This window comes from Variovorax soli (assembly GCF_031454625.1).
Taxonomy (GTDB): Bacteria; Pseudomonadota; Gammaproteobacteria; order Burkholderiales; family Burkholderiaceae_C; genus Variovorax; species Variovorax soli_A.
In genome coordinates, this window is record NZ_JAVDRF010000002.1 from 241,653 (window position 1) to 260,429 (window position 18,777).

Annotated in this window: 20 protein-coding genes and 1 tRNA gene; 7 read left to right on the plus strand and 14 right to left on the minus strand. The window is 68.4% G+C overall.

Annotated features, from left to right (window positions below; translation table 11 throughout):
• Nucleotides 1-56 precede the first annotated feature (56 nt).
• Together J2739_RS05025 and J2739_RS05030 are read left to right on the plus strand one after the other, a co-directional pair.
• A complete protein-coding gene (locus tag J2739_RS05025) occupies nt 57-734 on the plus strand; it encodes a nitroreductase (protein WP_309899178.1) in 678 nt (225 codons plus the stop codon).
• Between the two features lie 47 nt (nt 735-781).
• The gene (locus J2739_RS05030; RefSeq protein WP_309899181.1) at nt 782-1,732 is read left to right on the plus strand and encodes a ring-cleaving dioxygenase; all 951 of its coding nucleotides are present in this window, start codon (nt 782-784) and stop codon (nt 1,730-1,732) included.
• A 34-nt stretch (nt 1,733-1,766) separates the two neighbouring features.
• On the opposite strand, the gene J2739_RS05035 is transcribed toward J2739_RS05030, so the two are convergent.
• The 3 genes from J2739_RS05035 to J2739_RS05045 all read right to left on the minus strand — a co-directional run bounded on the left by J2739_RS05035 (nt 1,767) and on the right by J2739_RS05045 (nt 4,426).
• A complete protein-coding gene (locus J2739_RS05035) occupies nt 1,767-2,414 on the minus strand; it encodes a glutathione S-transferase family protein (RefSeq protein WP_309899939.1) in 648 nt (215 codons plus the stop codon).
• A 39-nt stretch (nt 2,415-2,453) separates the two neighbouring features.
• Nucleotides 2,454-3,278, minus strand: coding sequence for a YihY family inner membrane protein (locus J2739_RS05040; protein ID WP_309899183.1), 825 nt, complete (start codon nt 3,276-3,278; stop codon nt 2,454-2,456).
• Nucleotides 3,279-3,340: 62 nt separating this feature from the next.
• Nucleotides 3,341-4,426, minus strand: a complete 1,086-nt coding sequence (locus tag J2739_RS05045; protein ID WP_309899185.1) for an ATP-dependent DNA ligase — start codon at nt 4,424-4,426, stop codon at nt 3,341-3,343.
• An 86-nt stretch (nt 4,427-4,512) separates the two neighbouring features.
• On the opposite strand from J2739_RS05045, the gene J2739_RS05050 reads away from it, so the two are divergent.
• A complete protein-coding gene (locus tag J2739_RS05050) occupies nt 4,513-5,310 on the plus strand; it encodes an exodeoxyribonuclease III (RefSeq protein ID WP_309899187.1) in 798 nt (265 codons plus the stop codon).
• A gap of 100 nt (nt 5,311-5,410) precedes the next feature.
• Entirely contained in the window at nt 5,411-6,445 is a 1,035-nt protein-coding gene (locus J2739_RS05055) for an RNA methyltransferase (RefSeq protein WP_309899941.1), read from the plus strand.
• 90 nt (nt 6,446-6,535) lie between these two features.
• On the opposite strand, the gene J2739_RS05060 is transcribed toward J2739_RS05055, so the two are convergent.
• Genes J2739_RS05060 through J2739_RS05095 form a run of 8 tightly spaced genes read right to left on the minus strand, consistent with a single transcriptional unit; the run spans nt 6,536 to nt 14,570 of the window.
• Nucleotides 6,536-7,468 (minus strand): cytochrome c oxidase assembly protein, encoded by a 933-nt coding sequence (locus J2739_RS05060; protein WP_309899943.1) that lies wholly within the window; start codon nt 7,466-7,468, stop codon nt 6,536-6,538.
• Nucleotides 7,465-7,824, minus strand: coding sequence for a hypothetical protein (locus J2739_RS05065; RefSeq protein ID WP_309899190.1), 360 nt, complete (start codon nt 7,822-7,824; stop codon nt 7,465-7,467). Before J2739_RS05065 ends, J2739_RS05060 begins: the two co-directional genes overlap by 4 nt.
• Before the next feature lie 14 nt (nt 7,825-7,838).
• The gene (locus J2739_RS05070) at nt 7,839-8,435 is read right to left on the minus strand and encodes a cytochrome c oxidase subunit 3 (RefSeq protein WP_309899192.1); all 597 of its coding nucleotides are present in this window, start codon (nt 8,433-8,435) and stop codon (nt 7,839-7,841) included.
• Nucleotides 8,432-10,396 (minus strand): cytochrome c oxidase subunit I, encoded by a 1,965-nt coding sequence (gene ctaD / locus J2739_RS05075; protein ID WP_309899194.1) that lies wholly within the window; start codon nt 10,394-10,396, stop codon nt 8,432-8,434. Before ctaD ends, J2739_RS05070 begins: the two co-directional genes overlap by 4 nt.
• Before the next feature lie 7 nt (nt 10,397-10,403).
• A complete protein-coding gene (gene coxB, locus J2739_RS05080) occupies nt 10,404-11,366 on the minus strand; it encodes a cytochrome c oxidase subunit II (protein ID WP_309899196.1) in 963 nt (320 codons plus the stop codon).
• A 6-nt stretch (nt 11,367-11,372) separates the two neighbouring features.
• Nucleotides 11,373-11,933, minus strand: a complete 561-nt coding sequence (locus tag J2739_RS05085; RefSeq protein ID WP_309899198.1) for a c-type cytochrome — start codon at nt 11,931-11,933, stop codon at nt 11,373-11,375.
• Nucleotides 11,930-12,772: a substrate-binding domain-containing protein gene (locus tag J2739_RS05090; protein ID WP_309899200.1), complete on the minus strand. Its 843-nt coding sequence runs from the start codon at nt 12,770-12,772 to the stop codon at nt 11,930-11,932. The genes J2739_RS05085 and J2739_RS05090 overlap by 4 nt, the downstream gene beginning before the upstream one ends.
• A 4-nt stretch (nt 12,773-12,776) precedes the next feature.
• Nucleotides 12,777-14,570 (minus strand): methanol/ethanol family PQQ-dependent dehydrogenase, encoded by a 1,794-nt coding sequence (locus tag J2739_RS05095; protein WP_309899202.1) that lies wholly within the window; start codon nt 14,568-14,570, stop codon nt 12,777-12,779.
• A 385-nt stretch (nt 14,571-14,955) separates the two neighbouring features.
• On the opposite strand from J2739_RS05095, the gene J2739_RS05100 reads away from it, so the two are divergent.
• Complete coding sequence (locus J2739_RS05100; RefSeq protein WP_309899204.1) at nt 14,956-16,053, plus strand: response regulator; 1,098 nt, start codon at nt 14,956-14,958, stop codon at nt 16,051-16,053.
• Between the two features lie 38 nt (nt 16,054-16,091).
• Here the strand turns inward: J2739_RS05100 and J2739_RS05105 are convergent, their stop codons facing one another.
• Both J2739_RS05105 and J2739_RS05110 read right to left on the minus strand, forming a co-directional pair.
• Nucleotides 16,092-16,592 carry a RecQ family zinc-binding domain-containing protein gene (locus J2739_RS05105; protein WP_309899206.1) on the minus strand — a complete coding sequence of 167 codons (501 nt, stop codon included), beginning with the start codon at nt 16,590-16,592 and terminating at the stop codon, nt 16,092-16,094.
• A gap of 41 nt (nt 16,593-16,633) precedes the next feature.
• Nucleotides 16,634-17,854 (minus strand): RecQ family ATP-dependent DNA helicase, encoded by a 1,221-nt coding sequence (locus J2739_RS05110; RefSeq protein ID WP_309899208.1) that lies wholly within the window; start codon nt 17,852-17,854, stop codon nt 16,634-16,636.
• A 185-nt stretch (nt 17,855-18,039) separates the two neighbouring features.
• Between J2739_RS05110 and J2739_RS05115 the strand changes: the two genes are divergently transcribed.
• A complete protein-coding gene (locus tag J2739_RS05115) occupies nt 18,040-18,234 on the plus strand; it encodes a hypothetical protein (RefSeq protein WP_309899210.1) in 195 nt (64 codons plus the stop codon).
• 27 nt (nt 18,235-18,261) lie between these two features.
• Here J2739_RS05115 and J2739_RS05120 read toward each other — a convergent pair.
• Nucleotides 18,262-18,338 (minus strand) — tRNA-Arg (locus J2739_RS05120).
• Nucleotides 18,339-18,474: 136 nt separating this feature from the next.
• Here J2739_RS05120 and J2739_RS05125 point away from each other — a divergent pair.
• Nucleotides 18,475-18,663: a hypothetical protein gene (locus J2739_RS05125; RefSeq protein ID WP_309899212.1), complete on the plus strand. Its 189-nt coding sequence runs from the start codon at nt 18,475-18,477 to the stop codon at nt 18,661-18,663.
• Nucleotides 18,664-18,777: the final 114 nt, after the last annotated feature.

An 18,777-nucleotide genomic window follows, 5' to 3' on the forward strand; every position in this document is an offset into this window, starting at 1 on the left:
CCTACGATTCAAGGGCCCGGTCGATGCACGACCGCCACCCGGATGGAGACACATCAATGAACTCACTGATCGACGAACTGATCTGCGAGCGCCGCACGAAGCGCGGCTTCCTCGACCGCCCCGTACCTCTTGAAACCGTGAGGGAAATCCTGTCCGTCGCCAAGTACGCACCCAGCTCGAGCAACACGCAGCCATGGCGCTGCTATGTCGTCACGGGCGGGGCGCGCGAGCGCGTGACTTCGGCGGCCGTCCATGCATTTCGCGCAGGGCCCGAGAAGCTGTCGCCCGAGTACCCCTTCTTTCCGCAGCCGCTGCATGAACCCTACTCGTCGCGCTTCAACACCTTCCGCGGCCAGCTCGGGGATGCGCAGGGCGTGCACCGAAGCGACAAGGTAGGGCGCATGCGTGACGTGGAGCGGCAGTTCCTGTTCTTCGACGCGCCGGTCGGGATCATCTTCACGATGGACCGCCGCCTGGAATGGGCCAGCTTCATCTGCTATGGCTGCTTCCTGCAGAACATCATGCTCGCCGCCAAGGCGAGGGACCTCGACACCTGCCCGCAGCAGATCTGGTCGCTGCAATACCCGGTGCTGCGCGCCGAGCTCCGGATTCCAGAGGGCGAGATGGTGATCGCCGGGATGTCGCTCGGCTACGCCGACAACAGCATGCCGGAGAACCGCATGGCGCTGCACAAGCTCGAGGTGGAGGAGTTCACCACCTTCGTCCACGACTGAACGGCAGCGCACGATTCAAGACAACCCTCAACCACAAGGAACCCCGAATGTCGATCATCAAAGGCTTTCATCACCTCACCGCCTGCGTCAGTGGCGCCCAGGAGGACGTGGACTTCTATGTCAAGCTGCTGGGACAGAGCCTGGTCAAGAAGACGGTGCTGCTGGACGGCGAAGCCCCGATCTACCACCTCTACTACGGCAACCGCCAAGGGGATGCCGGCACGCTCGTCACCTCCTTTCCCTTCAAGCAGAAAGGCGTGAAGGGGCGGCGCGGCTCGGGCCAGATCCGGGTCATCAACTACTCCGTGCCGAGCGGATCGCTCGACTTCTGGCGCGCGCGCTTCGCGGACCGTGGCGTGGCCTACGACAAGGAGGTGGTGGCGCGTTTCGGCGAGCAGCGCCAGCGCTTCCATCATCCCTGCGGCATCGAGTTCGACCTGGTCGCTTCGGACCGAGACACGCGCGAGCCGTGCGTGGCCGAGGATATTCCCGAGGCCTTCGCGATCCGGGGCGTGCACAGCATCACCTTGTCGTTGCGGGAGGTGGCCGAGTCGATCACCTTCATGCAGGAAGCGATCGGCTTTCGCCATGCCGGTGAGTCGGGTCCTTACCACCGCTTCGAGACCAGCGACGGGGCGCCCGGAACCATCGTCGAGTTCCTCCACGAACCGGATCGCCTCCAGGGATCGTCGATCTACGGCGAGGGTACCATCCACCATGTCGCCTTCGCGGTCGACACCGAAGAGCAGCAGATGCAGATCAAGAACAAGCTGATGGGCATGGGCTACATCGACGCTTCGGAGTCCGTCAACCGCAACTATTTCCGATCGATGTACTTCAAGATGCCGGGCGGCGTGATCTTCGAGGCCGCGACGACCGACATCGGCTTTGCGATCGACGAGGAACCCGGCCACTTCGGCGAGGAGTTCCAGCTGCCCCCGTGGCTTCGGGACCGCAAGGAGGAACTGCTCGGCCGCCTGGAGCCCATCTCGGCGTGAAGGCAACGCGCCCGGCCCCGCCGAGGCGCGCGGCCTATTCGCCGGGCAGCAGCGGCACCCAGCCGGGCTGCGCGGCGACGCGCTCCGTCCAGGCGCGGATGGCCGGGTAGCGCGCCATGTCGTAGCCGCCCTGGTCGGCCAGCGACACATAGCATGAAAGGGCCAGGTCGGCGAGCGTGTAGCCGTCGCCGACCAGCCAGCTGCGCGGAGCGAGCCATTGCTCGAGTTTCTCGAGCGCGGCGTGCCCCTCCTTGTGGAAGCGGGCGATGTCGTCTGCCATGGAGGCAGCCAGCCCGCGCAGGTGGCACACGCGCGGCACGGCGATCGGCTTTTGCAGATCGGCCTGCTCGAAGAACAGCCAGCCCAGCATTTCCGCGCGCAGGAATGGGTCCTGGGGAATGAAGCGGGTGCCCTCGGCCAGGTAGAGCAGGATGGCCCCGGACTCGACCAGGGTGCGGCCGTCGTCGAATTCGAGCACCGGCACCCGTGCGAAGCGGCTCTTTCGGCGGAACGCCGGCTCCGCGGCCTCGCCCTTGGCGAGATCGAGCGTCACGCGCTCGAACGGAAGGCCGACCTGGCTCAGCAGGATTCGGACTTTCCAGCAGTTGCCGGAGTAGCGGCTGTCATAGAGGCGCAGGATGTATCGACTCGCACGAGAGAGGAAGAACCGAGGAGGGATGATCCCGTATCCTGCCCGGTGCTGGCAAGCCCATCCTGCCTGCTACATCCGGGCGGGCTTGCGTTCGGGGCGCCGCCGGGTGAGCGCCAGGTTGGCCGCCGTCATGGCCGCGACCAGCGTGACCAGCCACGAGAAGTACACCCAGAGCAGGAACAGCGGGAGCGTGGCGAACGCCCCGTACAGCGCCTTGTAGGTGGGCACCTTGACGAGGTAGGCGGTGAAGCCGCGCTTGCCGAATTCGAAAGCCACGCTGGCGATCAAGCCGCCGGCGACGGCATCGCGCAGCCGTACCTTGGTGTTCGGGACGAGATAGAACATGCCGGTCAGTGCAGCCACGCCGAGCATGAGCGGTCCGAGGTCGAGCACGAACGAGAGCGATGGCGGCAGCGCGCCGATCAGGCCCACGGAAATGCCCAGCAGGTACGAGGTCGCCCACAGGCTCAGGCCCAGGACGGGCGGCCCGACCACCAGCATCAGGAGGTACAAGCCAACCCGCCTGAAGAAGGGCCGGTTGCGCCGCACCTGCCACATCTGGTTGAGTGCGTTCTCCACGGTCAGCAGCATCGCGATGGCCGTGCCCAGCAAGAAGAGCGAACCGACCCAAGTCAGGCCGCTGGCGTTCGCGGTGAACTGGTTCAGGTACCTCAGGACCGTGCGCGCGATGTCTGCCGGCAGCAGCCGGCTCAACAGGAGCTCCTGAAACGCGTCCTTGAACCGCTTGAAAATGGGAAATCGCGCGAGCAGCGCGAAGCTGGCCGCCAGCAAGGGCACGATCGACAGCAGGGTCGTGAAGGTCAGGCTCCCGGCGACCTGGGCCAGGCGCTCCTTCCGGGCGCGTTGGATCGTCAGATGGGTCAGGTTGATCATCGGGCTCGAAAAAATCGATGGATGCTACGCGCGTCGCGCGGGCAGCACCAGCGCGAGCCGCTTCAAGGATGCGCGGAGAACACACGGGCAAGTTCGTAGGGTGGCGTGACTTCGAGCTGGTCGTAGCGGCAGGCCTTGGGCGGCTTGTCGAATCGCCACCGAAGGAAGAGGGTGGCGTGGCGGAAGCGATCGCCTTGCAGGTGGTCGTACCGGACCTCGCACACGCGCTCGATGCGCAAGGGCTCCCACGAAAGATCCTTGCTTCCGCTCCAGCGGCTGCGAGCCCCCGGCATTCGCTGCTGCCCTCCGCCGGCAGCGGCGCCTGCCCACCCGGACCAGGGGTGCCCTTGCAACGCCTTGTCGCGCAAGGGCTGCAACTCCACGGCCAGTCGCCTGCGCGTCTCCATGTCGAACGAAGAGGTCACGCCGACGTGCTGCAGGACGTCGCTTTCATCGTAGAGGCCCAGCAGCAGCGAGCCCACGGCGTCCGTCCCGCTCTTGTGCCAACGGAAGCCCGCGACCACGCAATCCGCGGTGCGCTGGTGCTTGATCTTCACCATTGCGCGCTTGCCCGGCAGATAGGGCTGGTCCGCCCACTTGGCGATCACGCCGTCCAGGCCGGCGCCTTCGAAATGCTGCAGCCATCGCAGCGCCAGCGCGCGATCGGTGGTCATGGGCGTCAGACGGATCGCGGGCACCGGCTCCGCGAGCAATGCCTCCAGCAGGAGGCGGCGCTCGGCCTGCGGACTGCTCATCAGGTCGCGGCCTTCCAGCGCCAGCATGTCGAAGGCCACGAACGAGGCGGGCGTCTTGGCGGCCAGGCGCGCCACGCGGGACGCGGCCGGATGCACGCGCTGCTGGAGCGCGTCGAAGTCGAGCCCGCGCGGCGTGGCAACGACGATCTCGCCGTCGAGCACGCAGCCTTCGGGCAGCGCTGCCGCGAAGGCTTCGTGCAGATCGGGGAAGTAGCGGTCGAGCGGCTTGCCCTCGCGGCTCTGGATCACAACGCCGCGGGCATCGCGAAAGACGATCGCGCGAAAGCCGTCCCACTTCGGCTCGAACAGGAATCCATCGCCCTGCGGCAGGCTCGTGGCGCTCTTGGCGAGCATCGGCGGTATGGACGCAGGCGCTGTGTTTCCGGATTTCATCGATGCAATGAACCACTGCGCCTACGTGTTTCCTGAAGGAACTCCGACCATGATGGCGACGTCTTTCTTCCCCGATTTCACGCACCATGAAGATCGCGAGCTTCAACGTCAACGGCATCAACGGCCGACTGCCTCGGCTGCTCGAGTGGCTCCACGAGTCCAGGCCCGACGTGGCCTGCCTGCAGGAACTGAAGTCCCCCGACCAGAGCTTTCCGGCGGCCGCGTTGCGCGAGGCCGGTTACGGTGCCGTCTTTCATGGCCAGCGCGCATGGAATGGCGTGGCCATCCTGGCGCGCGGCAAGGAGCCGATCGAGACCGGGCGCGGGCTGGACGGCAACACAGAGGACGACCAGAGCCGCTACATCGAAGCCGTGGTCGATGGCGTTGTCATCGGCTGTCTCTATCTGCCCAATGGCAATCCGTGTCCCGGCCCCAAGTTCGACTACAAGCTCGAATGGTTCGAGCGCCTCTGCACTCACGCGCGCAGGCTCTTCGAGTGCGGACTTCCCGCGGTGCTGGCGGGCGATTTCAACGTGGTGCCCACCGATGCCGACATCTACAACCCCGCATCGTGGCGGCACGACGCGCTGCTGCAGCCGGAGAGCCGCGCCGCCTTCGCGCGGCTGCTCGAGCAGGGCTGGACCGATGCCATCCGCTTGCTGCATCCGGGCGAGGCGATCTACACCTATTGGGACTACTGGCGCAATCGCTGGCCGCGCAACGCCGGCTTGCGCATCGATCACCTGCTGCTCAACGACGAGCTCGCCGCCATGCTGACCGATGCAAACGTGGACCGCGAGGTCCGTGGCCGCGCGGGCGCCAGCGATCATGCGCCGGTGTGGGCCGAAGTCGCGTTGCCATCGAGTGCCGGCGTTCCGCCCTGACTGCGCGCCCTGACGTGCCATGATCTCGTCGCTGGCGGCCCGACGGGAGCGGCCGGACGTCCCCTCATCGACACCCAGAGGCCATTGCCATCGGCAGCGCATGCGAATCCACGAACTGAAGCGGCGGCTCCGCGAAGCCGGCGCGGGCCCCCTCCACGAGCAGCGGGTCCTGCGCCTGTGGTCCCATGCCCTGCCCCGGGACAGCGGCAGGCGTCGGCCCGAGAGCTTTTTCCCCGCGTCGCTGCTGGCTGCACTGCCGTCCATCGAGGCCGAGCTGGCGGCGTTGGCGCGCATCCGCTCGGTTCATCCCGGCGCGGATGGTTCCGAGCGCCTGCTCGTCGCGCTCGCAGATGGGCAGACCGTGGAGAGCGTGTTGCTGCCCCGAGGGGGCCTGTGCGTCTCGTCGCAAGTGGGGTGCGCCGTTGGATGCCGGTTCTGCATGACGGGCCGCGACGGCCTGCTGCGCCAGCTGGGAAGCGCCGAGATCGTTGCCCAGGTCGCCCTCGCGCGCTTGCGCCGGCCGGTCAGCAAGGTGGTGTTCATGGGCATGGGCGAACCGGCCCACAACCTGGACAACGTGCTGGAGGCGATCGACCTGCTCGGCACGGTGGGCAACATCGGCCACAAGAACCTGGTGTTCTCCACCGTGGGCGATCCACGCGCGTTCGAGAGGCTGCACCAGGGACGCGTCAGGCCGGCGCTGGCACTGTCGCTGCACACGACAAGCGCCCGGCTGCGAAGGGAGCTCCTCCCTCGCGCGCCGGCCATGACGCCAGAGGAACTGGTCGCCGCGGGCGAACGCTATGCCCGGGCGAGCGGCTACCCGGTCCAATACCAGTGGACGCTGCTGGAAGGTGTCAACGACGGAGAAGAAGAGATCGAAGGCATCGTCCGCTTGCTCTCCGGCAAGTACGGCGTGCTGAACATGATTCCCTTCAATGCAGTGGATGGCGCGGCCTTCAGCCGCCCGTCATGGGAGCGCTGCGAAGGGATGGCGCGCACGCTGCACGAGCGGGGCATCCTGACCAAGCTTCGCTACTCGGCCGGCCAGGACGTCGATGGCGGGTGCGGTCAGCTGAGAGCGCGCGCAGCCGGGATGCAGATTCCGATTCGAAGGGCCGACGACTGGCGCTAGGTGGGCATCGCCTGCGTTGCGGGGCTCGTGGACATCGCGAAGCCTGCCGGCGCATGCGGGCGTCGGGAACATCGCACCGGAAGGTACGGCTCAGGGCACGGCACGCTGCCGTCCGCCGCTTTCCCGCAGCGATCGCGCCATCACCGCCAGTGCGGCGGCGAGGTAGGCGAGGCCGGCCGGTATCCACATGATCAGGCCTCCGATCTGCTGGTCTTCCAGCGGGTCGAGCGCAAATGCCGCGGTGCTGCCCGCGTAAGCCGGATACCAGAGCGTGGGCGACAGGGTGAGAAGCGCCCCCAGTGCGCCCGTGTGCACCATGGTCGTGAAGAGATAGAGCATGGAGGCACCGGCGTCCGTGCGCGCGGCGCGGCCGAGCGGCGCCCACCAGAACAGGAGGGCGGTGACGAGGAAGCTGATGTGCTGCAGTGCGTGAATCGCGTTCGAAGCCAGCGCGGCCTCGAAGGCAGGGGGCACATGCCACCCCCACAGCGCAACGCCGTGAAGCGCCCATGCGGCCGGCGGATAGGTCAGGAGGCGCCAGAGCCAGGCCACCGGAGCGCTCGCGGCGCAGCGCCCGGCGGCGCGACGCCAGGTGCTTGGCAGTCCCCAGGTCCACACGGCCAGCGGCCGGCTCATGACCAGCAGCGGCGCGGCCACCACCATCAGCAATTCGTGCTGGACCATGTGGCCGGAAAAGAGCAGACCACCCAGTGCGTCCAGCGGCGAAACCAGTGCCGCCACCAGCACCAGCCAGCCGGCCGCGAAAGCCGCTGCCTGGGTGCCGTGCACGCCCCGGTCCCTGCCGGCCTTGCGCCACAGGCGGTGCAGACCGAGGGCATAGAGCGCCGCGCTCACGAGAAGGCTTCCGACGACCCAGGGCTCGAAGGTCCAGGGGATGGAGGTGCCGGCCCGCGCCCCCGCCTCGGGCGCGTGGGCCCACGCGGCGGCGGGCAGTGCGGCGAGTGCCGCCAGGAGGCCAGCCCGGACTCGCCCGGCCACGGTTGGCACGATGCGCTCGGTCATTGCAGACAAGGCGACACCACCCACGCGGCCATCCATTGCGAGGCGACCACCAGCGTGAAGAGGCCGCCGACCACGGTTGCGCAGACCGCGAGGAAGCGGTTGCGCGTCGCGGGGAGGGGCGCGTCGTCGTCGACACCGTCAGGGGCTGCGGCATGCAGGCGGAGCCACTCGTGGGCAGCGAGGAGCGTGCAGGCCACGCAGGCCAGCAGGACGAGGGCGCTCAAGGCATGCAGCGGCGCCGGCGCCTGCCGGTCGCAGCTGTAGGGAACGAGGGCATACGCGACCAGCTGATAGCCGAGCGCCGCGACCGGCACCCCCAGCAAGCCGAGCCAGATCTTGGGGGCGCGCAGGTTCATGGCTCTCTCCCGGTTCAGTGAAATCGCGGCGCCCAATAGATCACCGCATAGATCGGAAGCCACGACAGCACCACGAAGTACCAGTACAGCGCGTTCTCGCTCACGTCGGAGAATCGCTGGCCCTCCATCGGGCCGGTGAAAAGCAGCAGCGTCAGTACGGCCGTGTCGTAGGTGTCGGTGATGAGGTGCACCGTGTGGAGCCCCAGGAGCGTCCAGACGATGGAGCCGTACGCGTCGCTGTCCCAACGCGTGTAAAGCGAGCGGAACTCGAACACCCGCAGCACGAGAAAGACCAGTGCGCACAGCAGGCAGGCCATCAGCCACCACCGCGTGCGCACGAGCTCGCTGCGTTCGCTGGCCCGCTTGGCCAGGTGATTGGGCAGCGTGCTCACGAGCAGCAGCACCGTGTTCGCACTGCCCCAGAGCAGCGCGGGCGGCGGCGCGGTGATAGGCCAGGCGTCCGACTGGCTGCGAAGGAAGAAGTAGCTTGCGACCGTCAACGCAAACAGCGTGCCCTCGATGGCGATCAGGCCCCAGGTGCCCCACCACATCAGGCTGCGATGGCCGAAGGCATAGCTCGGCAGCGCGGAGATGTCGAGCGCCCGCCTCATGGCTTCTTCTCCAGCGCGAGATGCTCCGAGTTCTCCGCCCGGCTCGGCCAGAACCAGCCGGTGAGCGCGATGGCGACGGGGATGCTCGCCCACACGACGGCCCACGGCGTGAAGATCGAGCCGACGAAGAGGAGGGTGACCGCCACCGCGCCGAGGAAGGGCCACGGTGTCGGATTGGGGAAGTTGAGCCGCAGGTCCGGGCGTGCATCGAGCACCGTCGTGGCGAGCAGTTCGCGCGCATCGGCGGCCAGCCCCGCAACATGCGTGAAGGAAGGCGCGCCTTCGGGCTGCACCGGCGCGGGCTGCCAGACGGGGTCGCGGCCATGGACCACCGGGATCGCATGGAAGTTGCACGCCGGCGGCGGCGAGGAGGTGGCCCATTCGAGCGTGCCCGCCCCCCAGGGGTTGTTGCCGGCCGGCGCGCCATGGCGCAGGCTGCGCACCGCGTTCACGACGAAGATCAGCGCGCTCGCTGCAATCATGAAGGCGCCGATGGTCGCCACGAGGTTCAGGCTGTCCCAGCCGAGGCCGGCCTGGTAGGTGTAGACGCGGCGCGTCATGCCCTTGAGCCCGAGCAGGTGCATCGGGAAGAAGGCCACGTTGAAGCCGATGAAGAACAGGCCGAAGTTCCAGCGTCCGAGCCGCTCGCTCATCAGCCGGCCGGTGATCTTGGGATACCAGTAGTAGAAGGCGCCGAAGAGGGGGAACACCGCGCCGCCGATCAGCACGTAATGCAGGTGCGCGACCACGAAGTAGGTGTCGTGCACCTGCAGGTCCAGCGGAACCGAGGCCAGCATGATGCCGGTCATGCCGCCCAGCACGAGGATGAAGAAGAAGCCGAGCACGAAGAGCAGCGGCGTCTTCGGGTCGAGCCGCCCGGTCCACAGGGTCGCGATCCAGCAGAAGAGCTGGATCGCGGAGGGCACCGCGATGAGCATGCTCGCGGCCGTGAAGAAGCTCTTGCCGAGCTCCGGCAGGTTGACTGCGAACATGTGGTGGACCCACAGCCCGAAAGCGAGGAAGGCGGTGGCGACCAGCGCCAGGACCATCGCGGTGTAGCCGAAGATCGGCCGCCGTGCGAAGGTCGGGATGATGGCCGAGAGAAAGCCCAGCCCGGGGATGAAGATCAGGTAGACCTCGGGATGGCCGAAGAACCAGAACAGGTGCTGCCAGAGCACCGGATCGCCGCTCTCGGCCGGGTTGTAGAAGTGCGTGCCGACCAGCCGGTCCATGATGAGCATGGTGCTCGCGAGCATCACCGACGGCATGGCGAAGAGCACCATGAAGGAGGTCACGAGCATGGCCCAGACGAAGAGCGGAATGCGGTTGAGCGTCATGCCCGGCGCGCGCAGCTTGAAGACGGTGGTGATGAGGATGACCGCCTCCAGCAGCGCCGACAGCTCGGTGAAGGTGATCATCTGGGCCCAGAAGTCGACCCGCTTGCCGGGCGAGAAGTCGGGTCCGGCGAGCGGCACGTAGGCGAACCAGCCGGCATCCGGCCCCGCGTCGAGCAGGAACGCGATGTACAGCATCAGGCCGCCGAAAAGGAAGATCCAGTAGGCGAAGGCGTTCATGCGCGGAAAGGCGACGCTGCGGGTCCCCACCATCAGGGGCACCAGGTACATGGCGACGGCCTGCATCACCGGCACCGCGAACAGGAACATCATGGTCGAGCCATGCATGGTGAAGAGCTGGTTGTAGAGATCGGGCCCGATGAGCGTCGACCCGGGCCGTGCGAGCTGCAGGCGCATCAGCAGCGCGAGGATGCCGCCGGCCACGAAGAAGCCGAAGGTGGTGACGATGAAGCGCTTCGCGATCGTCTTGTGGTTGATGGCCGAGAACCAGCCGATGAAGCCGGGCGGGTCGCGCCAGGTCGCGTCCAGCGCGCGCGCCTCTGGCGAGCCCGGGGCCGGACCGTCCTTCAGGCGGGGAACGGGGGTGTCTCCGGGTGCGGCGTCCATGGTCGTGTCAGCGCAGGGTTTGGAGGTAGGCGACCAGGTCTTCCAGCTCGCTGGACGACAGCGAGGTCGCAGGCATGTTCGTGCCGGGCTTGATCCGCTGCGGATCGGTGATCCAGTGCCGCAGGTCGTCCGGCGTGTTGGCGAGCGCGCCCGCGGCCAGGGTGCCGCGGCTCGCGACGTGCGTGAGGTTCGGACCGCGCACGGCCTGCGCCGGGCTGCCGTCGATCGCGTGGCACATCGCGCAGCTCGCGCTCTGGAACACGCGGCTGCCGCGCAGCGGAGCCCCCGGCGCAGGCGGGCCCGCGGACTGGCGCTGCGCTGCCGCCCAGGCCTCGTAGCGCTCGGGCGGATCGGCGACCACGAAGAAAGCCATCAGCGCATGCTGGAGCCCGCAGAACTCGGCGCATTGGCCGCGGTACACGCCCGGCTTGTCGGCGCGGAACTGCAGCGTGCTCGTGCGTCCGGGGATCAGGTCCTTCTTGCCGGCAAGGCTCGGCGCCCAGAAGCTGTGGATCACGTCATCGCCCTTGAGCGTGACGATCACCGGGCGGTCGACCGGCACGTGGATCTCGTTGGCGGTGATGAAGATGTCGCTGGGCTTCGGGGCCATGTAGCGGACTTCCCACCACCACTGGTGCGCGGTGACCTCCAGCCGCAAGGCGTTTGCAGTCGAAAGTCCGGCCAGGGCGCGGTCGGTGAAGACACTGGCGGCGATCAGCGCCAGCAGCAGGAGGGTCGAGACGGCCACGGCGGCGACGACGCTGCGGTGGCTCCCGCGTTCCGGCCGGCGCAGCACCGACAGGTCGGGGGGCGTCGCGGCGCTCGCGCGCGGGGCTCGCCACAGCGCAACGAGCAAGGCGACCAGCACGGCCGCGAACACCAGCGTGCACACGAGCAGGATCAGGTTCCACAGCGCATGCACGTGCGCAGCCTGTGGACCGAAGGGTGCAAGGACGTCGTGCAGCGGCATGGCGTTTCACTTGGTGCCGGGGCGGGGCGCCTCGCGGTCGCGCGCGGCTTCGGGTTCGCTGGCCTGCAGGCTGTCGGCGCGTCCCGGCGCGACATCCTTGTCGAGCTGCCCGCTCATCGAGCGCACATAGGCGGTGATCTGCCAGGCCTGGTCTTCGCTCATGTGGCCGGCGAAAGAGGGCATGCCGTTGGGGCGGCCATGCATGATGGTGGAGAAGATCTGCGCCGGCGAGCTGCCGTAGCGCCAGGTGTCGTCCATCAGCGCCGGCCCGATGTTGCCGCCTCCCTGGCCATGGCAGCCGTTGCAGTTGTACCAGCGGTACAGGCGCTTGCCCTGGGCCACGCTGTAGGCGTTGCGTTCGTAGTCGCCGCCGTCGCCGGTCGGCGGGCGCACGGGATCGCTGCGGCTCTGCGCCGGCTGCAGCACGCTGGTGCGCGGCGATGTGGGTGCTTCTGACGCCTGGTTGGTAGGGGGCGTATCGAAGTGGCGACGTTCGCGCTCGCAGGCGCCGAGGAAGAGCAGGCCCGAGGCCGCCGCCACCCACGCGCACCACCGCGGCGTGTTCATGGCCGATCTCCCGCCGCCGCAGCGATCCGCGGAACGAAATAAGCATCGAGGATGGCATCGACGTCCGCGGCGCGGCGCCGCAGGAAATCGTCCAGCCGCTGCTGCATGGCCGTGTCGCCCTTGCGTACGCCCATGGCGATCGAGAAGGCGAACGGCATGCCGAGGTCGGCCGGTGCCGGGGCCGGCGACATGCGCAGCGGCGTCCCCGCCTGCGCTGCAAAGTAGCCTGCCTGCGGTCCCCAGACGACGGCGGCATCGAGCGCACCGTCGGCCACGGCGCGGACCATGCGCAAGGCCGGCGGCCCGTCGCCGTTGAGCGTGAAGCCGCTCACGCGGCGCAGCGCGCCGTGCCGCGCGAGGGCATAGCCGGGCGGTGTGGCGGCAAGGTCGTTGCCCACCAGCTGCACGCCGATGCGCAGCGCCGGCAGGCGGGGGTCGTCGAAGCTGCTCAGCGCGGGCGCATCGCCGGTGCGGTCCTCGCGCTGCACGAAGACATAGGTCGAACGGTAGTAGGCGCGCGTGGTCAGCACGCGCTCGTCGCCCTCGGGCACGCCGATGATCACGTCGCAGGCATTCGCGCCGAGGGTCTTGCGCACGAAGCCGCGGCGGTCGGGCAGCCATGCGTACTGCAGCGGCAGTTGCAGATCGTCTGCGGCCAGGCGGGCGATGCGGTTCTCGAAGCCGCTCTGGTCCTGGCGCGAGTAAGGCAGGTTGTCCGGTTCGGCGCAGACGCGCAGCGCGCCGGGTTCGACGGAAGCCACCGAGTCGAGCGGGCGGCCCTGGGCCTGGCACAGCCCGGCTGCGAACATGGCGAGAAGGAGTGCCGCCGCGCTTTGCATGGCCTCAGTCCGGCAGCATGAAGACGTAGAGCATGCCGCCCTTGGTCGTGGCGGAGGGCAGGTCCTTCATGGCATTGACGAAGCCCATTGCCGCCGTGCCGTCGCGCGCATCGAGATCGCCCGAGACGATCGCGCCGGCCCAGCCGCCCACGCCGGAAAGCACGGCCACGTACTGCTTTCCGTCGGGTCCGCGGTAGGAGACCGGTTGGCCGATGATTCCGGAGCCGGTCTTGAACTGCCACAGCAGCTTGCCGCTGCGCGCATCCACCGCCTTGAACCAGCCCTCCATGGTGCCGTAGAAGACCACGTCGCCGGCAGTCGCCAGTGCGCCGCTCCAGACCGGGAAGTTTTCCTGGAGCCGCCATGCTTCCTTGCCTGCGATGGGGTCCCAGGCGGTGAACAGGCCCCGGTGGCCTCCCGGCCCGGCATACATCTTGGAATCCGCGCCGACGTAGGGCGTGCCGGCGATGTAGCTGACCTGGGAGGTCTCGGTGTCCTGGCAGAGGTTCTGATGGGGGATGTAGACGAGGCGCGTGCGCGGCGAGTAGGCCGAGGGCTGCCAGTCCTTTCCGCCGGGCGAGACCGGGCAGATGTTGCGGATCGTCTTGCCGGCCTTCGGCTCCTTGGTCGGGTCGTACATCAGCCGGCCGGTCTTGAGGTCGACTCCGAGCGAGGTGGTCACGCTCACGAAGGGCTTGGCCGACAGCACCTCGCCGCTGGTGCGATCCATCAGGTAGACGTAGCCGTTGCGGTCCGGGTGCACGAGCAGCTTGCGCGCACGGCCGCCGAACTCCGCCTCGATGAGGATGTTCTCGTTCACGCCATCGTAGTCATGCAGATCGTGCGGGCTGAACTGGTAGAACCACACGGCTTCCCCGGTGTCGGGCCGTCGCGCGAAGAGCCCGGAGGTCCACCGGTTGTCACCCGGGCGCTGCTCGGGATTCCAGGGACCCGGATTGGCCGTGCCGTAGTAGACGAGGTCGAGCTCCGGGTCGTAGGAGATCCACCCCCAGACGCTGCCGCCGCCGATCTTCCAGGCCTCGGGCGGCCATGAGCCCACACCGAGATCGGTGCCGCGGTCCTGCGGATAGAAGGGTTTGAAGGCGGGGCCGATCAGCACATCGCGATCGGGGCCGGTGCTCCAGGCGCGCCAGGCGATCTTGCCGGTGGCGGCATCCAGCGCAGTGAGCCATCCACGCACGCCGAACTCGCCTCCGCTGTTGCCGACCAGGACCTTGTTCTTCACCACGAGCGGCGCCATCGTCATGGTTTCGCCGAGCTTGATGTCGCCGAGCTTCGCTCGCCAAAGTTCTGCACCGGTCTGCGCATCGAGGGCCACGGTCTGGTTGTCCAGCGTGTTGAAGAAGATGCGCCCATCGGCGTAGGCGGCGCCGCGATTGACCAGATCGCAGCAGGCCACGCCTTGCGCGCCGGCGTCGGGCTTCGGCTCGAACTTCCACTTGAGCGCGCCGCCGGGCTTTGCAAGGTCCAGCGCATACAGCACGTTGGGGTAGGGCGCGACGATGTACATCGTGCTGCCGACCACCAGCGGCGCGGCCTCGTGGCCGCGGACCACGCCGGTCGAAAAGGTGAAGGCGAGCTGCAGCGCCGACGCATTGGCCGTCGTGATCTGCGCGAGCGGGCTGTAGCGCGTGCTCGCGTGGTCGCGAGCGGGCATCGTCCACTCGCCATCGTTCGGGGAGGCCGCCCGGTCCTGTGCGAGGGCGGCCGCGTGGAAGACGGCGCAGAGGCACACCACGCAAGCGGCCCATCGCCCCGCGTTGCCTGCGTTCGCCATGCGGACCTTCTTCGATGTGTTTGTACGATTCGGCATCGACGTCTTCGCGGACATTCCCTGCGCATGAGCTCTGCATTCCCATTCGCTTCGCGCGCCTGAGCTGCGAGCCCTACCGCTTCGACCGCAAAGTAGCAGCGCGCGCGAAGCCTGCTGTAGGGCGGCAGGCCGATCTGTCCGCCGTCAATTGCCTAACGCCTTGATGCGGGCGCCTGGGTCGCGCAGGACGCGCGCATCGCGCCTGGTGCTCATGAAGTCTCGCCTCGCCTGCGATCCGGTCTTCCGCCGCTGTGCGGCTCCGGCGGGCAGCGGATGACGGCCAAGGCTGACGTGCCGGAATGCGCGCGCGCCGGATGGTGGAGCTGTTGCCCCAGGCCCCGCGAAAGGCATGAACAGCCCGGCTCACATTCCCGCTGCCGAAGCACGCCGGCCTGGCGCGCTGCTGGTGCCCGGTTGGGACGACAACCACCGCGACCGCTACCGCTTGCTCCAGCAGGCCCTCTGCGCTGCGGGCTGGATCTGTCGTTTGGTCGATCTGCCGAACGCCGAATGGTCGCCGGCGCAGCGCGCCCGCGTGACGCGCGAGGACAACCTTCAGGACCTGCTGGCCGCCTACGACGCACTCGCCGGCTCGGACGAGCCGCTCCATTCCATCGGCATCGTGGGCGTCAGCTACGGCGCCTACCTGGCCGCGTTGGCGAGCCGGCTGCGGCCGGTGCGCTGGCTGGCATTGCGCGCGCCGGCGCTCTACCGCGACGAAGGCTGGACCCGACCCAAGGATGAGCTGGACAAGGACGACCTCGCCAATTACCGGTTGCTGCGCCTGCGTCCGGCCGACAACCGCGCGCTGGCGGCCTGCGCCGAATTCCGGGGCGATGCGTTGCTGATCGGCTCGGGCAGCGACGACATGATCCCGCGGCCGGTGATCGAGAACTACGCCGCCGCTTTCACGCAGGCACGCTCGCTCGACGTGCAGATGATCGACGGCGCCGACCACGCGCTCTCGCACCGCGACTGGCAAGAAGCTTTCAGGCGCCGCCTGCTCGACTGGCTGGGGCGACGGCGCGCCGAGTGGAGGGAGCCCTCCGCGGCGTCACCGGACCCATTGCCTCGCCGCAAGCTGCGCATCCTCGTCGTGGAGGACGAGCCGGATGCGCTGGCCGCCACCTTGCGTCGGGTGCAGGAACTCGGCCATTGGGCGACGGGCGTGCAGAGCGCCGAGGGCGCCAAGAGCCGTTTCCTGGAGGGTGCCTTCGACGTGCTGATGACGGACATCGGCCTGCCGGCGCTGTCGGGGCGCGAGCTCGCGCAGGCGCTGCAGCAGCGCTGCGGTTTTCCCGTGATCTTCGCCACTGGCCTGGCGCCGCCCCTGCAACCCGCCCCCGGTACCTTCTGGCTGCGCAAGCCCTACACGCTGGCGCAGCTCGACGAGGCGCTGCGCGCCGCTGCCAAGATCGTGCCGCCACGCCGGGCGGATGCTCCCTGAGGCCGGCGCGCCGCGGCTGCGTATTCGTTGCTCCCGCGTCAAGCCATCGTGGGGCTCGAACCCGTGCGCGGGCTTCGGAGCGCCTGGACGAACTCGGGCTGGAAGCAGCGGCGGCTGCCGTCGGCGAATTCGATGGTGACGGACAGCGCGTCCGCGCTCACCACGCAACCCTCGCCATAGCGCTTGACCCTGACCGCTTGCCCTGGGGCGAAGGCGGGTCGCGGCAGACGCGGGCGCGCGGGGTGCCGCAGCGTTGGCGCCGCCGCATCGGCGGCCACGCGCTGCCTTGCCTGGGCTGCCTCTTGCCTGGCGATGCGGCGGCAGTTGTCGCAGGTGCCGCAGCGCTGCGGCGGGGCTTCTTCCTCGAGGTAGGCCAGCAGCACCTGCCACCGGCATTGCCCGCTTTGCGCGTAGAACACCATGCGCTCGAGCGTCGCGCGGTCCTGCTCGCGCTTGCGCCGATAGGCGTCCAGCAGCTCGCGCAGTTCGGCCGCGGCGAGATCGGCTCGCAGCAGGCGAATGCGGCCTTCGCCATCCATGTCGACGATGCGCCGCCCGCGCAGCAGGTGGAGCGCCGCCTTCAGCTTGTTCTGCGCGATCGCGGTGGCTCAAGCGTGAGGGCCTGGTCGTTGCGCGTCGCGGTCTTCAGCGCGCGATGCAGCGAGTCGAGCTCCTCCTCTGCGGGATAGCGTCCGGCAAGAAAGAACTGCTGCAGCGCCCTGTCGCGGCGCAGGAACAGCAGCGTGCACGCCGATGCCTGGCCATCGCGACCCGCGCGGCCCGATTCCTGGTAGTAGGCATCCAGGCCGGAGGGCATCTGGTAGTGCACGACGAAACGGATGTCCGGCTTGTCGATGCCCATCCCGAAGGCATTGGTCGCGACCATGACACGCAACCGGCCCGCCATGTAGGCGTCCTGCGCTTCGCGGCGATCGGCCGCGCCGCGCCGGCCGTGGTAGAGCCCGACCGATTCGCCCGCCGCGCGCAGGGCCTCGTACACCGCCTGCGCCGCCTTGACGGTGGCGGTGTAGACGATGCCGCTTCCCTGGGTGGATGCGACCAGCGCAAGCGTGCGTCTCAGGCGATCCTCCTCGCGCGCATGCTGCTCGACTGCGTAGTGCAGGTTGGGCCGGTAGGTCCCGGTATCGATCCAGCCCGACGCCGGGATGCCGAGCTTCTCCATGATGTCGGCCGCGACCTCGCCGTTGGCTGTCGCCGTCAGCGCCAGCACGGGCGGATCGCCGAGTGCCTTGGCCATCGCGCCGATGCCGAGGAAGGCAGGCCGGAAGTCGTGCCCCCACTGCGAGATGCAATGGGCTTCATCGACGACCAGCAGCGAGATCTCGTGGCTTCGCAAAAGTGCCGCGAAATCGCGATCGGCCAGGCGCTCCGGCGTCGTGAACACGATGGACGCCGAGCCTTCGCGGATGGCCTCCTCGCCGGCCCGGATTTCGTCGGCTTCGACCTGGCTGTTGAACTGCACGGCGTTCACGCCCAGCGCATGCAGCTTCTCGCGCTGGTCTTTCATCAGTGCGATCAAGGGCGAGACGACGACGGTGCAGCCCGGGAGCAGCAGGGCGGGAAGCTGGTAGCAGAGGGATTTGCCCGCGCCCGTGGGCATGACCGCAAGGGTCGATCGTCCCTCGAGCACGCGCTCGATGACATGCCGCTGGCCGGTGCGCAAGGATTGCAAGCCGAAGACGGTGCGCAGCGTTCGCTGCAGCCGGCGCTCCGGGATCGCCGGCGATCCGCGCTGGCGCCGGGCGCGACGCCGCTGCGGCGGGGAGGGGAGGTCGGGCATCGGGGCATCAGACGAGTACCCCGGCGCCGTGCGGGTAGGACGATCGAGATTCACGTCGCCATCGCCGGCCTGCCCTCGCTTTCAAGCGCCTTTCCTACGGGCGCCCTTGAGCGCTGCCGACGCCTCGTTCCACACCGAGGTCGACACTGCTCGAACGTGTTGTCCTCAAGTCAAGGAGAGCCGCCATGAACAACCCCGACCCACATTCCCGCGACCCGACGCCGCCGGACTTCGAAGAATCCGTCGCGGGAGAAGAGGACCCGGGCGCTGCGGTGGAACTGCCGACGTCCCCACCCGCTGGGCATGAAGCGCCGGCTGGCACGCCCCCGGCGCCGGCGAAAAGCGACGCGCCACCGTCGAGCGGAACGGGGCAAGCGTGATGGTGGGGCCTTCCAGGCGAAATGCATTGGCCTGCCCGGAGGGAATCGAACCCCCGACATTCGGCTTAGAAGGCCGATGCTCTATCCAACTGAGCTACGGGCAGTGAGGAAGGTGCGCGATTTTACGGTGCGGACGCGCGGCGTCGGCGGCGGCCGACATCGGCAGGGGAGTTTGCCCGAGGGCCTCACCGATGCTCGGGCGCCAAGGTGGCGCTTGTTTTTCAGATGGAGTCCACCCCCATGAGCACCCATACCACCCGCGCGGCCCCCGACGAGGAGCCGGAAATCGGCTTCGAGGAATCGATCCCTCTGGACGGCCCGGACCCTGTCGGCGAAAAGATGATCGATGACCTGGGCCGCGATCGTCCGCAGGAGGAGCCGCGCTCGCGCCCGCCCGAGCCGATGCCGGAGCAATTGCCCGTCAGCTGACGGCCGCTGGTCCCGGCGCGACGAGATGCGGCGATGCCGCGATTGGAGTACCTTCCGGCCATGAGCACCAAGGCTGCGCGTCGCGAATATCTTCAGGCGGTCGCCGAGTTCAGG

Coding starts and splice junctions, on each gene's coding strand:
- ctaD (WP_309899194.1), bottom strand. CDS start 10,396: ATGGACGCCGCACCCGGAGACACCCCCGTTCCCCGCCTGAAGGACGGT.
- J2739_RS05125 (WP_309899212.1), top strand. CDS start 18,475: ATGAGCACCCATACCACCCGCGCGGCCCCCGACGAGGAGCCGGAAATC.
- J2739_RS05060 (WP_309899943.1), bottom strand. CDS start 7,468: ATGACCGAGCGCATCGTGCCAACCGTGGCCGGGCGAGTCCGGGCTGGC.
- J2739_RS05100 (WP_309899204.1), top strand. CDS start 14,956: ATGAACAGCCCGGCTCACATTCCCGCTGCCGAAGCACGCCGGCCTGGC.
- J2739_RS05105 (WP_309899206.1), bottom strand. CDS start 16,592: ATGGATGGCGAAGGCCGCATTCGCCTGCTGCGAGCCGATCTCGCCGCG.
- J2739_RS05110 (WP_309899208.1), bottom strand. CDS start 17,854: ATGCCCGACCTCCCCTCCCCGCCGCAGCGGCGTCGCGCCCGGCGCCAG.
- coxB (WP_309899196.1), bottom strand. CDS start 11,366: ATGCCGCTGCACGACGTCCTTGCACCCTTCGGTCCACAGGCTGCGCAC.
- J2739_RS05085 (WP_309899198.1), bottom strand. CDS start 11,933: ATGAACACGCCGCGGTGGTGCGCGTGGGTGGCGGCGGCCTCGGGCCTG.
- J2739_RS05025 (WP_309899178.1), top strand. CDS start 57: ATGAACTCACTGATCGACGAACTGATCTGCGAGCGCCGCACGAAGCGC.
- J2739_RS05055 (WP_309899941.1), top strand. CDS start 5,411: ATGCGAATCCACGAACTGAAGCGGCGGCTCCGCGAAGCCGGCGCGGGC.
- J2739_RS05065 (WP_309899190.1), bottom strand. CDS start 7,824: ATGAACCTGCGCGCCCCCAAGATCTGGCTCGGCTTGCTGGGGGTGCCG.
- J2739_RS05070 (WP_309899192.1), bottom strand. CDS start 8,435: ATGAGGCGGGCGCTCGACATCTCCGCGCTGCCGAGCTATGCCTTCGGC.
- J2739_RS05095 (WP_309899202.1), bottom strand. CDS start 14,570: ATGGCGAACGCAGGCAACGCGGGGCGATGGGCCGCTTGCGTGGTGTGC.
- J2739_RS05050 (WP_309899187.1), top strand. CDS start 4,513: ATGAAGATCGCGAGCTTCAACGTCAACGGCATCAACGGCCGACTGCCT.
- J2739_RS05040 (WP_309899183.1), bottom strand. CDS start 3,278: ATGATCAACCTGACCCATCTGACGATCCAACGCGCCCGGAAGGAGCGC.
- J2739_RS05090 (WP_309899200.1), bottom strand. CDS start 12,772: ATGCAAAGCGCGGCGGCACTCCTTCTCGCCATGTTCGCAGCCGGGCTG.
- J2739_RS05115 (WP_309899210.1), top strand. CDS start 18,040: ATGAACAACCCCGACCCACATTCCCGCGACCCGACGCCGCCGGACTTC.
- J2739_RS05030 (WP_309899181.1), top strand. CDS start 782: ATGTCGATCATCAAAGGCTTTCATCACCTCACCGCCTGCGTCAGTGGC.
- J2739_RS05045 (WP_309899185.1), bottom strand. CDS start 4,426: ATGAAATCCGGAAACACAGCGCCTGCGTCCATACCGCCGATGCTCGCC.